Origin of the sequence: Kitasatospora sp. NPDC092948 (assembly GCF_044754805.1) — a bacterium.
Lineage (GTDB): Bacteria > Actinomycetota > Actinomycetes > Streptomycetales > Streptomycetaceae > Kitasatospora.
In genome coordinates this window covers 21,212-35,693 of record NZ_JBIVPU010000001.1, presented here as the reverse complement: position 1 = coordinate 35,693, position 14,482 = coordinate 21,212, and the positions used below count along the sequence as shown (strand labels likewise).

The window sequence follows — 14,482 nt, the reverse complement described above, 5'->3', positions numbered from 1 at the left end:
GTGCCAGCTCTCTCTCAGGCGTTTCCGAAGTCGTTGTCGAGCAGGGCGAACAGCTCGTCCGCTGTCGCCGTTTCCATCGCCGCGGCGATGCCGTCCGCCGGTCCGGGCGGTGGTGCCTGGCCGCCCGGTGCGCCGGCGCGCCGGCCCCAGCCGAGCAGCAGTTCGTTCAGTCGTTCGCCGACCCCGTCGAGGTCGGCCGCTCCGGGCGGGACGGCCGCGAGGAGCACGGCCAGCCGGTCCAGCTCGGCCAGCAGCGGCGAGGGCGGCTCGGGCGCGGCGGACAGCTCCGCGTCCAGGTGGGCGGCGAGCGCCTCGGGCGTCGGATGGTCGAAGACCACCGTCGGCGGGACGGTCAGGCCGGTGGCCTCGCACAGCGCGTTCCTGAACCGCACCGCGAGCATCGAGTCGAAGCCGATCTCGGAGAAGGCGCGTTCCGGGCGCACCGGACCGGTTCCGGAATGGCCGAGGACTGCGGCCGCGTGCCGGACGACCAGGTCGAGCACCGCTTGACGGCGTGCCTGCCGGTCCAGCGGGGCCAGCCGGGCGGCCAGTCGTGCGGCGGGGGCGCCGTCGTCGTCGCCCGCGGTCTCCGGAGCGTCCTGGGCCGGCGCCACGGCGGTGACCCCGGCGGCCGTCCGGCCCGGTGTGGGCAGCCAGTACCGGTCGCGTTGGAACGGGTACGTCGGCAGCAGGACGGGCGCGCCCGGCCCGGGGGTGCCCGTCCAGGGCGACCAGTCCACCGGGCCGCCGCCGGCCGCCCACGCCTCGGTCAGCGAGGCCAGCAGCCGGTCCCGGCCACCGTCGCCGCGCCGCAGCGTGCCGACCGCCGCCACCTCCCGCCCGGCCTCCGCGGCCACCGCCTCGATCCCGGCGAGCAGCACCGGATGCGGGCTGACCTCGACGACCAGGGTGTGACCGGCGTCGAGCAGGGCGCGGGTCGCTCCGACGAAGTCGACCGGCTCGCGCAGGTTGCGGTACCAGTAGTCGGCGTCGAGCGACTCTCCGGCGACGGGTTCGCCGGTCACCGTCGAGTAGAGCGGGACGACCGACGCGCGCGGCCGGATCCCGGTGAGGGCTTCGCGCAGTTCGTCCTCGATCTCGGCGACCTGCGCCGAGTGGGCCGCGTAGTCCACCGGGATCGCCTTGGCCCGTACGCCTTCCCGTTCGCAGGCCGCGAGCAGGGCGGCCAGTTCCGCGGGCTCCCCGGCGACGACCACGGCGTCGGGGCCGTTCACCGCGGCCACGCAGACGCTTCCACCGGCGGGCAGCAGGCCCGTGGTCCGCTCGGCGGAGGCCGCGACCGACACCATGCCGCCGCGTCCCGCCAGCCTCAGCAGCGCCCGGCTGCGCCGCGCCACCACGAGCGCCGCGTCGTCGAGCGACAGCGCTCCGGCGACGTGGGCGGCGGCGATCTCGCCCTGGCTGTGTCCGACGACCGCGTCCGGGGTGACCCCGGTGTCGCGCCAGTGCGCGGCCAGCGCCACCATCACGGCGAACAGCACCGGCTGGACGACGTCCACGCGGTCGAGCGTCGGTGCGCCGGGCGCGCCGCGCAGCACCTCGGTCAGGGACCAGTCGGTGTGCGGGGCGAGCGCCCGTTCGCAGGCGGCGACGGCATCGGCGAACGCCGCGGAGGCGTCGAGCGCCTCCACCGCCATGCCGGCCCACTGCGAGCCCTGGCCGGGGAAGACGAAGGCCGTCCGGCCGCCGCGCACCCGGTCCTGCACGGCGTCGGGCGCGGGTTCGCCCGCCGCGAGGGCGTCCAGCCGGCCGAGCAGCGCCTCGCGGTCGCGGCCGGTGGCTGCCGCCCGGAACGGCAGGGCGGGGCGGGTGGTGGCGAGCGCGCGGGCCGCGCCGGCGGCGTCCCCGTCGGGGTCGGCCCGCAGGTGCTCGCCCAGTCGGCGCGCCTGTCGGCGCAGCGCCGCGGGCGTCATGGCGGAGAGCAGCCACGGAACGGTGGTCCCGGTGTCCTCGGACGGTGCGCCGCCCGTGCCCTCGGACGGTTCGCCGCCCGTGCGTTCGGGCAGCGGGGTTTCGGCGGCGGATGCTTCCTCCAGGACGGCGTGGGCGTTGGTGCCGCTCATGCCGAACGCGGAGACGCCGGCCCGGCGCGGCCGGTCGCCGTCCGGGGCGTCCCAGGGGCGGGCGTCCGCGAGCAGCCGGACCGCGCCGGCCGACCAGTCCACCCGGCTGGACGCCTCCTTCGCGTGCAGGGTGCCGGGGAGCACGCCGTTGCGCAGGGCGAGCACCGTCTTGATGACCCCGGCGACTCCGGCGGCGGCCTGGGTGTGCCCGATGTTGGACTTCAGCGACCCCAGCCACAGCGGGCGGTCGGCGGGCCGGTCCTGGCCGTAGGTGGCCAGCAGGGCCTGCGCCTCGATGGGGTCGCCGAGCACGGTGCCGGTGCCGTGGCCCTCGACCAGGTCGACCTCGGCGCCGGACAGCCCCGCTGCGGCCAGCGCGCTCCTGATCACCCGCTGCTGCGCGGGGCCGCTCGGGGCGGTGAGGCCGTTGCTGGCGCCGTCCTGGTTCACCGCGGTGCCCCGGACGAGGGCGAGGACCGGATGCCCGAGGCGGCGCGCGTCGGAGAGGCGTTCCACCAGCAGCACGCCCACGCCTTCGCCCCAGCCCGTGCCGTTCGCGCCTTCGGCGAAGGAGCGGCAGCGGCCGTCGGGCGACAGGCCCTGCTGCCGGCTGAACTCGACGAAGACGTCCGGGCTCGCCATCACCGCGGCGCCGCCGACCAGGGCGAACGAGCAGTCGCCGGCGCGCAGGGCCTGGCCGGCCAGGTGCAGGGCCACCAGCGAGGACGAGCAGGCTGTCTCGACGGTCACGGCGGGGCCGCCGAGTCCGAGGGTGTAGGCGACCCGGCCGGAGGCGACGCTGGTGACGGTGCCGCTGAGGAGGTGCCCCTCGATCTCGTCGGACGGGTTCTGCGGGCCGGTGCCGTAGCCCTGGGAGGCGACGCCGACGTAGACGCCGCCCTCGCTGCCGCGGACCGACGCGGGATCGAGCCCGGCCCGCTCCAGCGCCTCCCAGCTGGTTTCGAGCAGCAGTCGCTGCTGCGGGTCCATGGCCAGGGCCTCGCGCGGCGAGATGCCGAAGAACTCCGCGTCGAACTCGGCCGCCCCGTCCAGGAATCCGCCGCCGCTGGTGTAGAAGGTGCCCGGGTGCAGCGGGTCCGGGTCGTAGAGGGTGTCCAGCGGCCAGCCGCGGTCGGCGGGCAGCGCGGCGATCGCGTCCACCCCGTCGGCCACCAGCTGCCACAGGTCCTCGGGCGAGCGGACGCCGCCCGGGAACCGGCAGGCCATCGAGACGATCGCCAGGGGCTCGTCGGCCGGCGCGGGCCGGGCCGCGCCGCCGACGGCGGCGGAGTCCGTCGCGGCCGTGCCGGTCGTGCCGTCGGCGTCCGGTTCCGTGCCGCTCAGGCCGGTGAAGAGGTGGGCGGCGAGGGCGGCCGCCGTCGGGTGGTCGAAGACGGTGGTGAACGCGAGCGGCAGCGCGGTGGCCGCGACCAGCCGGTTGCGGAGTTCGACGGCGGTGAGCGAGTCGAAGCCCAGCTCGCGGAACGGGCGGTCGGCGGTGAGGCCGGTGGCCGACTCGTGGCCCAGCACGGCGGCCGCCTCGCTCCGCACCAGCTCCGTCAGCAGCTTGCGGCCCTCGGGCTCGGGCAGTCGGCGCAGCCGGTGCAGCCACGACGGGTCGCCGCCCGTACCGGGTCCGGGCTCGGCGGAGGTGTCCGCGGCCGCGGCCGCCCGGGGCTCCGGGTCGGCCGGCAGGCCGCGCAGCAGCGCACTGTCCCTGACCGAGCCGAAGATGGCCGCGAAGCGGCTCCGGTCCAGCTCGGCGACGACCGCTTCGCCCTCGTCCAGGGCCAGCGCCAGGCCGAGCGCGGAGAGCGCCGCCGCGGGGGCCATCGGCACCAGCCCGTGGCGGCGCAGGCCGTCGCCGACGGCGCCGGCGGCCATGCCCGCGCCGGCCCAGGGGCCCCAGGCCACCGAGGTCGCCGTCAGGCCCCGGCCGCGCCTCGCCGCGGCAAGGCCGTCCAGGTAGGCGTTGGCCGCCGCGTAGGCGCCCTGGCCGCCGCTGCCCCAGGTGCCCGATATCGAGGAGAACAGCACGAAGGCGTCCAGCGGGCGGTCTTCGAACAGGGCGTCGAGGTGGGCCGCGCCGCGCGTCTTGGCCGCCGTCCGCCGGGCCAGTTCGTCCAGCGTGCAGTCCATCAGCGCGGTGTCCGAGGTGAGTCCCGCGGTGTGCACCACGGCCCGTACGGTGTCGCCCTCGTCGCGCAGCCGCTCCAGCACCTGCTCCAGCGCGGTGCGGTCGGCGACGTCGCAGGCCAGCAGGGTGCTGCGGGCGCCGAGCGCCGCCAGGGCGTCGACCAGCGCGTCGGCTCCGGGGGCTTCGGGGCCCCGCCGGCCGAGGAGGACGAGGTGTTCCGCGCCGCGCTCCGCGAGCCAGCGCGCCACCTGGGCGCCGAGGCCTCCGGTGCCGCCGGTGACGAGGACCGTGCCGCGCGGCGTCCACGGTGCGGGCCCGGGTGTCGCGGGCTCCGGCGCGGGGACGAGCCGACGGCCCAGCGGCGCCGGCCGGCGTACGGCCACCTGGTCCTCGCCGTCCCGTCCGGCCAGCACCGCGCACAGCCCGTCCAGCGCGGGCCCGTCCAGCAGGTCCGGCAGGTCGACCAGGCCGCCCCAGCGCAGCGGGTGCTCCAGTGCCGCCGCCCGGCCCAGGCCCCACACCTGGGCCTGCTCGGGGCGGACCTCTTCGGTGCCGTCGGCGGCCACCGCACCGCGGGTGGCGCACCACAGGGGAGCGTCGATGCCGCAGTCGCCCAGGGCCTGGAGCAGCAGCAGGGTCCCGGTCAGGCAGGCGTCGAGCGTCCGCAGCCCCGGGTGAGGTCCCTCGGCCAGGGCCAGCAGGGACAGCACTCCCTCCGAGGAGCCGAACTCCGCGAGCCGCGAGGCCAGTTCGGCGCGTTCGACGGCAGCCCCGACCCGGATCACGGCCACCTCGGCGCCGTGTCCGGCGAGCGCCTGCTCGCAGGCGAGTGCGGTGTCCTCGGCACCCGGTCCGTCCGGGGTGACGAGCAGCCAGCGACCGGCGAGGCGGGGCTCCGCGGGCGCGGCGAGCGGCTCCCAGGCGATGCGGTAGCGCCCGGGGCCGGCGGAGTCCTCGGTCTCCCGGCGGGAGCGCCGGTCGGGGGCCGGGTCCGGCGCGGCCACCGGCCAGAAGCGCCTGCGCTGGAAGGCGTAGGTGGGCAGGTCGACCCGCCGCACGTCGGTTCCGCTCCAGCCCGCCGACCAGTCCACCGCCACGCCGCGCAGGTGCAGCGAGGCGAGTGCGGTGCGGACGGCGTCCGACTCGCCGCGGCCGTCGCGCAGCAGCGGCACCGTCCCGGGGCCGCCGGGGCCGCCGGAGGTCGGGGCGTCGTCGGGGAGGCAGGCGTGGAGCATGCCGGACAGCACGCCGCCCGGTCCGAGTTCGAGGTACGCCGTCGCGCCCTCGGCCCGCAGCCGGCGGGCCCCTTCCAGGAAGCGCACGGTGTCCCGGACGTGGCGCACCCAGTGTTCCGGGGAGCGGAGTTCCGCGGCCGTGGCCGTACGCCCGGTCAGGTTGGAGACGATCTCGATGCCGGGCGCGTGGTAGGTCAGCGACTCGGCCACCTCCCGGAACGCGTCGAGCATCCCGTCCATCCGGGCGGAGTGGAACGCGTGGCTCACGCTCAGGCGCCGGGTGCGCCGGCCCCGGGAGCGGAACGCCCCGGCCAGGCGCAGCACCGCGTCCGCGTCACCGGACAGGACCACGGAGGTGGGCCCGTTGACGGCGGCGATGTCCACCGTGTCCCGGCCCGGGTCGCGGTCCGCCTCCCGCTCCGGGGCGGGGTGCCCGGTGCGGTCGTCCAGCAGGGCCTGCTGCACTTCCTCCTCGGTGGCCTCCACCGCCACCATCGCGCCGCCCTCGGGCAGTTCGTCCATCAGCCGGCCCCGGGCCGCCACCAGCGCGCAGGCGTCGGGCAGATCCAGCACGCCCGCCGCGTGGGCGGCCGCGAGTTCGCCGATGGAGTGCCCCATCAACAGGTCGGGCTGCACACCCCAGTGCCGCACCAGCCGGAACAGCGCCGTCTCCAGGGCGAACAGCGCGGGCTGGGTGTACCGGGTGCGGTCGAGCAGCGCCGCACCGGGGGTTCCGGGCTCGGCGAACAGGACGTCGCGCAACGGCAGGTCGAGGTGCGGGTCCAGGCCGGTCAGCACCTCGTCGAGGGCGTCGGCGAACACCGGGTCGTCGCGGTAGAGCTCCGCACCGGCGCCGGCCCGCTGGCTGCCCTGTCCCGGGAACAGGAAGGCGGTCCGGCCGGAGCGTACGGCGCCCGCGGTGAGCAGGTGGCCGGCTGCCGTGCCGCGCGCGAGTGCGGCGAGCGAGCGCCGGACGGCCGCCCGGTCCCGTCCCAGGACGGCGGCCCGGTGTTCGAGCGGGGCTCGTCCGGTGGCGAGCGAGTAGGCGACGTCGGCCAGTTCGACGTCCGGGTCGGCGTCGAGCCGACCCACCAGTCGGCCGGCCTGTGCCCGCAGGGCCTCCGGCGTCCTGGCCGAGAGCAGCAGCGGCACGGGCGGCGCGGCCCGGCGCGCGGCGGGGGTGGCGGTGACCTCCGCGGTGACCTCCGCGGTGGTCGTCGTGGCGGTGTCCGGGGCCGGCCCGACGGCGACGGCGGGCGTGGCAGCGACGGCAGGCGCCTGCTCGATGATCGCGTGCACGTTGGTGCCGCTGATGCCGAACGACGACACGCCCGCCCGGCGCGGGTGCCCGGTCTCCGGCCACGGGGTGTGCGCGGTGAGCAGCCGGACGGCGCCGTCGGACCAGTCGACGTGCGGGTTCGGCGTCCCGGCGTGCAGGGTCCCGGGCAGTTCGCCGTGGCGGATGGCCAGCACCATCTTCATCACCCCGGCCACCCCGGCCGCCGCCTGGGTGTGCCCGATGTTCGACTTCACCGAGCCGAGCCACAGCGGCCGGTCGGCGGGGCGCGCCGGCCCGTGGACGGCCTGGAGCGCCTGCGCTTCGATGGGGTCGCCGAGCCTGGTGCCGGTGCCGTGGGCCTCGATCGCGTCGATCTGGTCGGCGCGCAGTGCGGCGTCGGCCAGCGCGGCGCGGATGACCTGCTGCTGGGACGGGCCGTTGGGGGCGGTGAGCCCGTTGCTGGCGCCGTCCTGGTTCACGGCGGTGCCGCTGATCACCGCGAGGACGGGGTGGCCGTGGCGCAGCGCGTCGCTGTGGCGTTCCAGCAGCAGCACTCCGGCGCCCTCGCCCCAGCCGGTGCCGTCCGCGTCCGCCGAGAACGCCTTGCACCGTCCGTCGGCGGCGAGGCCGCGCTGACGGCTGAACTCCACGAACAGCCGCGGGGTGCTCATCACCGTCACCCCGCCCGCGAGGGCCTGCTCGCAGTCGCCGCGCCGCAGCGCCTGCACGGCCAGGTGCAGTGCCACCAGCGAGGAGGAGCACGCGGTGTCGACGGTGAGCGAGGGCCCCTGGAGGCCGAGGACGTAGGACAGCCGCCCGGACAGCACGCTGGCCGTGTTCCCGGTCAGCAGGTGGCCCTCGGACACTCCCTCGGCGCCGTGCAGCAGCGCGGAGTAGTCCTGGCCGTTGGTGCCGATGTAGACGCCGACCTGACGGTCCTTCAGCGCGGTCGGATCCTGCCCGGAGCCCTCGACCGCCTCCCAGGCGGTCTCCAGGAGCAGCCGCTGCTGCGGGTCCATGGCCAGGGCCTCACGCGGCGAGATGCCGAAGAACTCCGCGTCGAACTCGGGGGCGTCGTGCAGGAAGCCGCCCTGCATGCTGTAGGTGGTGCCGGCGTGGTCGGGGTCCGGGTCGTACAGCCCCTCGGTGTCCCAGCCCCGGTTCGACGGCCAGTCGCCGACGGCGTCGGTGCCCTTCGAGAGCAGCTGCCAGAATTCCTCGGGCCCGGCGACCCCGCCGGGGAAGCGGCAGCCCATGCCGACGATCGCGATCGGCTCGTTGCCGCCGGGCGCCGCCGCCCGGCCCGCCCCGTCCTCGACGGAGCCGGCGGTGCCGCTCGCCGAGTCCGGCAGGTCCAGGTCCAGGTCCAGGTCCGCGAGCAGCCGGTCGGCCAGTGCCGACGGTGTGGGATGGTCGAACAGGGCGGTGGCGGGCAGGGCCAGCCCGGTGACGGCGGCGATCCGGTTGCGCAGTTCCACCGCCGTCAGCGAGTCGAAGCCGAGCGCGGAGAACGCCTTTCCGGGCTGGACCGTGTCGACGTCGAGGTGGCGCAGGACCGTCGCCGCGTGGGTGCGCACCAGTTCGGTGAGGGTCCTGACCCGGTCCTCGTGGCGCGGCAGGACGGCGATCTGCTCCCGCAGGGCGTCGGCGGAGCCGCCGCCTTCCCGGGCCGCCGGCGGTGCGGCGGCGTCCGGGACGGGCCGCCGCTCGGCCGCCGGGTCCGGCATCCCGTCGAGCAGGGCGGCGGTCCACCGGCCCCGGTCCGCGGTGAAGCGCCTCCAGTCGACGTCGGCGACCACGACCAGCTCGTCGTCCTCCGCGAGTGCCCGGCCGATCGCGGTGACGGCCGTTTCGGGCTCCATCACCGGCATGCCGAAGTCCCGCAGCCGGGCGGCGACGTCGTCCGCCAGCATGCCCGGCCCGGCCCAGGCGCCCCAGGCCACGGACGTGCCGGGCAGCCCGGCGGCCCGGCGGGCGGCGACGAGTGCGTCGACGGCCGCGTTGGCGGCCGCGTAGTTGCCCTGCCCGGCGTTGCCCACCACGCCCATCACCGACGAGAACACCACGAAGGCCGACAGGTCGAGACCCGCGGTGGCCTCGTGCAGGTTCCGTGCGGCGGTCAGCTTGGCGCGCAGCACCACGGCGAGCCGTGCGGGGTCCAGCGCGTCGAGCACCCCGTCGTCGAGGACGCCTGCCGCGTGGACGACGGCGGACAGCGGGTGTCGCGCCGGGATGTCGGCGACCAGCGCCGCCAGCGCGGCCGGGTCTGCGACGTCGCAGGCAGCAAAGGCCACTTCGGCGCCCAGCGCCGTCAGTTCGGCCCGCAGCGCGTCCGCACCGGGCGCGTCGGCGCCACGACGGCTGACCAGCAGCAGCCGTTCCGCGCCCTGGCCCGCGAGCCAGCGCGCCGTGTGCGAGCCGACGCCACCGGTGCCGCCGGTGACGAGGACCGTGCCCCGCCAGCGCGGTCGCGTCCCGCCCCGGACGGCCGCGCCGCCCTGACGGGCTTTCGACGGCACGGACGACGCGGGCCGGAGCCGGCGCCCGTGGACCCCGGTGGAGCGCACCGCCACCTGCTCCTCGTCGGCGGCGGCTCCCGCGAGCACCGCGCACAGGCGGCGGGCGGCGCGTACGTCCAGCACCTCGGGCAGGTCGATCAGACCGCCCCGGCGGTGCGGGTGCTCCAGTGCCAGCGTCCGGCCCAGAGCGGCGGACGCGGCCTGGCCGACGTGTCCGGGCCGCTCCGCGCCGGCCAGGACCGCCGTTCCCTTCGTCAGCGTCCAGAGCCGGGCCCGGATGCCCGTGTCCTCCAGTGCCTGGGCCAGCGCGAGGGTCAGCGCCGGACCACCGGGCAGGTCGGGGTGTTCGGGGTGGGGACGCTCCTCCCAGGACAGCAGGGACAGCACGCCGGCGATCGGCTCTTCCCCGGCCGTCTCCGTGAGCAGGACGGCCAGTTGCTCGCGGGTCGCGCCCGGATCGGTGACGACGCACGGCAGGAGGTCGGCCCCGGCCTCGCCGAGGGTGGCCAGGACGGCCGCCGCGTCGTCGCCGTCGGGGCGCAGGGCGAGCCAACGACCAGGGAGACCGTCCGCCGGCGCGACCGACAGGGGCGCCCACGAGACGTGGTAGCGCCAGGAGTCCGCCCGCCGCTCACGGCTCCTGACGGAGCGCCAGGTCGCCAGCGCGGGCAGGACTTCGTCCAGCGCTTCACGGCCGACCCCGAGGGTCTCGGCGAGCTGGGCGGGGTCCTGGAGTTCCGGGTCGTCCCAACGGTCCTCGGCGGGGGCGGCCGGGACGGCGGCGGGGGCCGTCAGCCAGTAGCGGCTGCGCTGGAAGGCGTACGTCGGCAGGTCCACCCGCCGCGCCCCCGGGAACGCACCCGACCAGTCCACCCCCAACCCGCACTCCCACGCACGACCCACCGCACGCAACACCTGCGCCACGTCGCCCTCACCCCGACGCAACGTCCCCAGCACCGCAGCATCAAGCCCCGCGGCCTCCACCGACTCCCCCACCGCCACACCCAGCACCGCATGCGGACTCGACTCCACGAAGAACCGGTGCCCGGCCGCGAGGAGCGCGCGGGTCGCCCGCTCGAACTCGACGGTCTGCCGGAGGTTGCGGTACCAGTACTCGGCGTCCAGGGCCTCCGTGTCCAGCAGACCGCCGGTCACGCTCGAATAAAACGGCACATCGCCGGAGACGGGAGCGATCCCGTCCAGGTCGGACAACAGGCGCTCGCGGATCTCCTCCACGTGCGCGGAGTGCGACGCGTAATCGACGTCGATCAGCCGCGCCCGCACACCCTCCGCCACGAACTCGTCCACCAGCGCGCTGACCGCGTCCGCGTCACCCGACACCACCGTCGACGACGGACCGTTCACCGCCGCCACCGACAACGAGCCCGGCGCGATCCGCTCCCGCACCACCCCCACCGACAGAGGCACCGACGCCATACCGCCACGCCCCGCCAACACCCGAATCGCCCGGCTCCGCAGCGCGACGACCTTCGCCCCGTCGTCGATGCTCAGACCACCCGCCACCACAGCCGCGGCGATCTCACCCTGCGAATGGCCCACCACCGCGTCCGGAACCACCCCGAACGAACGCCACACCTCCGCCAGCGACACCATCACCGCCCACAACACCGGCTGCACCACATCGACCCGCGCCAGCAACGCCTCCGACCCCAGCGCCTCCCCCAACGACCAATCCACAAAAGGCGCCAGAGCCCGACCGCACTCCGCCATCCGCCCCGCGAACACCTCCGACCCGACCAACAACTCCGCAGCCATCCCCACCCACTGCGAACCCTGACCCGGGAACACCAACACCGAACGGCCGGAAACCAACCCGCCACCGGCCACCGACCCCGGTGCCACTCGCCCCTCGGCCAGCGCCTTCACGCCGTCGAGCAACTCGCTCAGGTCCCCGCCCACCACCACGGCGCGATGCTCGAAGGACGCCCGCCCCACCGCCAGCGAACAGCCCACGTCGGCCGGGTCGAGCCCGGGCTCCGCCGCCACCCGCGCCGCCAAGGCCCCCGCCTGCGCCCGCAGGGCCTGCGCACTGCGCGCCGACACCGGCCACACCGCCGGCCCGGAACGCCGGGCATCCTCCACCGCCCCGGCCGGAGCGTCGGCCGGCGCAGACTCCAGGATCACGTGGGCGTTGGTGCCGCTGATGCCGAAGGAGGACACGCCGGCCCGGCGCGGACGGCCCGGGTCGTCCCACTCCCTGGCCTCCGTCAGCAACCGGCCCGCTCCCGCCGACCAGTCCACCTCGGGCGTGGGCCCGTCCACGTGCAGCGTCTTCGGCATCACGCCGTGCCGCATCGCCAGCACCGACTTGATGACACCGCCCACTCCCGCCGCGGCCTGGGCGTGGCCGATGTTGGACTTCAGCGAGCCGATCCACACGGGGCGGTCCGCCGGGCGGTCCTGGCCGTAGGTGGCCAGCAGCGCCTGCGCCTCGATCGGGTCGCCCAGCCGCGTCCCGGTGCCGTGCGCCTCCACCACGTCCACCTCGGACGCCGTCAGCCCCGCGTCCGCGAGCGCCGCCCGGATCACCCGCTGCTGCGACGGACCGCTCGGCGCGGTCAGGCCGTTGCTCGCACCGTCCTGGTTCGTGGCCGAACCCCGGACGACGGCCAGCACCGGATGCCCGTTGCGGCGGGCGTCCGACAGGCGCTCCAGCAGCAGCATCCCCGCGCCCTCGGCCAGGCCGAAGCCGTCGGCGGCTGCCGCGAAGGCCTTGGAGCGGCCGTCCGGGGCGAGTCCGCCCTGACGGCTGAACTCCACGAGCATGCCGAGCGTGGACATCACGGTCACGCCGCCGGCCAGCGCCAGCGAGCACTCGCCGGACCGCAGCGCCCGGACCGCGAGGTGCAGGGCCACCAGCGAGGACGAGCACGCCGTGTCGACGGTGACCGCCGCGCCCTCCAGGCCGAGGGTGTAGGCCAGCCGGCCCGACACGACGCTTCCGGTGTTGCCGGTCAGCAGGTGGCCGCCCTCGTCGGCGCCCAGTTCGAGCGGCGGCCCGTAGTCCATGGTCATCGCCCCGACGTAGACGCCCGTCGGGGTCCGCCGCAGGGTGGCCGGTTCGATCCCGGCCCGCTCCAGTACTTCCCAGGTGGTCTCCAGCAGCAGGCGCTGCTGCGGGTCCATGGCCAGCGCCTCGCGCGGCGAGATGCCGAAGAACTCCGCGTCGAAGTCGGCCGCGCCGGCGAGCGAACCCGCCTCCCGCTGGTAGTACCGGCCCGGTGTCCCCGGGGCGGGGTCGTACCGTCCGGCGGTGTCCCAGCCGCGGTCGTCGGGCAGCGCGGAGACGGCGTCGGCGCCCGCCGACACCAGCTCCCAGAGCTCGTCGGGGCTGCCGACCCCGCCGGGGTAGCGGCAGCCCATGCCGACGATCACCACGGGGTCGTCGTCCGCGGCCCGCCGCACCGGCTCGACGGCGTCCGGGTGCCGGTCGGGCCGGTCGCCGCCGATCACGGCGCAGAGGTACGAGGTCAGGGCCGCCGGGGTCGGGCAGTCGAAGGCGACCGTCGCCGGGATGTGCAGCGCCGTCGCGGCACTCAGCCGGTTGCGCAGCTCCACGGCGGTGACGGAGTCGAATCCCAGGTCGAGGAAGGCCACGTCGGGGGGCACCGGATCGGACCGCCCGGTCAGCGCGGCGATCTCCTCGTCCACCAGCCGTACCAGCGCGGCACGCCGCTCCGGCACGTCCAGTCCGGCCAGCTCCGCGCGGAACGCGGCACCGGCATCCCGGTCGCCGCCCGCGCCGTCCGGTCCGTCCGCGTCCGCCGGGCCGGGCTCCGCGAGCGCCGCCAGGGCGGCCGCCGGCAGTTCCCGCACCCGCGCCGGCGGCCCGGGGAGCAGCGCCTCCCGTTCCGGGGTGACGCCGTGCACGTACAGCTCGCCGAGCGAGGTCAGGAACCGGCCCGGACCGCCCTGGTCGCGGCGCAGCGTGCCGAGGACGGCGGCCTGCGTGCCGTACTCCTCCACGCAGTCCGTGAGGGCGGAGGTCAGCACGGTGTGCGGGCTGACCTCCAGCAGGACGCCGTGCCCGTCCTGGAGCAGGGCCTCGGCCGCCTGGTGGAACCTGACCGGGTTTCGCAGGTTGCGGCACCAGTAGTCGGCGTCCAGTACCGGGACGTCCAGCCGTCCGCCGGTCAGCCCGGAGTAGTAGGGCAGCTGCGGCGTGCGGGGCCGGATCGGTGCGAGGTCGGCGCGCATCCGGGGGACGATCGCGTCGATGTGGGGGGAGTGGGCGGCCAGGCCCACGGCGATCCGCCGCGCGTGCACCCCGTCGACGGCCAGGTCGGCGAGGAGTTCGGCCGCGGCGTCGCGGTCGCCGGAGACGATCACGGACCGCGGGCCGTTGTGCGCGGCGACGACGAGGCGGCCGTCCCAGTGGCGCAGCCGCGGCTCGATCTCACCGGCCGGGGCCATGACGGAGACCATGTCGCCCCGCCCGGCCAGGGTCGCCTGGGCCTGGCTCCACAGCGCCACCACCCGCGCGGAGTCGTCCAGGGACAGCGCGCCGCAGACCGCGGCGGCGGTGACCTCGCCGACGCTGTGTCCGAGCACTGCGGCCGGTTCCACGCCGTGGGAGCGCCACAGCGCGGCGAGCGAGACCGTCACGGCGAACAGCAGGGGCTGCACCACGTCGGCCCGGTCGCCGGCGGGTGCGCCCGGCGCGTGCGGGTCGCGGAGCACGTCGATCGGCGACCAGTCGACGAACGGTTCCAGGGCCTGCGCGCACGCGTCCATCCGGTCGCGGAACACCGCGGAGGTGTCCAGCAGGTCCACCGCCATCCGGGGCCACTGCGCACCCTGTCCGGGGAACACGAAGGCGACCCGGCGGTCTGCCCCCGCGGCGCCCTCCAGCAGGCCGGGCAGACTCCGGCCGTCGGCGAGCGCGTCCAGCCGCTGGAGGAATCCGTCGCGGCCGTCCGCCACCAGTGCCGCCCGCCGGCTCCCCTCGGACGCGGTGCGCGCGAGGGTGAGCGCGATGTCCTGGGGGCTCCAGTCGTCACGACCGGCCAGGTACGCGTGCAGGCCGCGCGCGCCGGCCGCCAGCGACTCCTTGCCACTGCCGGCCAGCGTCCACAGCAGCGGTGCTTCCGTACCGTCGGGGTGCGTCATCGTGACTTCGGACTCCTTCACGGAGATCAGGACCATCGGTCGCCGGGACCGTGGCGGGGCGCCCGCTCCCACGGGTCGCGCGCCGACCGGGACGCCTT

Annotated in this window: 1 protein-coding gene; it reads right to left on the bottom strand. The window is 76.5% G+C overall.

Annotated features, from left to right (window positions below):
• Nucleotides 1-14: 14 nt before the first annotated feature.
• Nucleotides 15-14,384 (bottom strand): type I polyketide synthase, encoded by a 14,370-nt coding sequence (locus tag ACIQF6_RS00085; protein WP_400888166.1) that lies wholly within the window; start codon nt 14,382-14,384, stop codon nt 15-17.
• Between the last annotated feature and the right edge of the window lie 98 nt (nt 14,385-14,482).

Excerpts from the sequence above, each read along its gene's own strand:
- ACIQF6_RS00085 (WP_400888166.1), bottom strand. The coding sequence starts at position 14,384 with ATGACGCACCCCGACGGTACGGAAGCACCGCTGCTGTGGACGCTGGCC.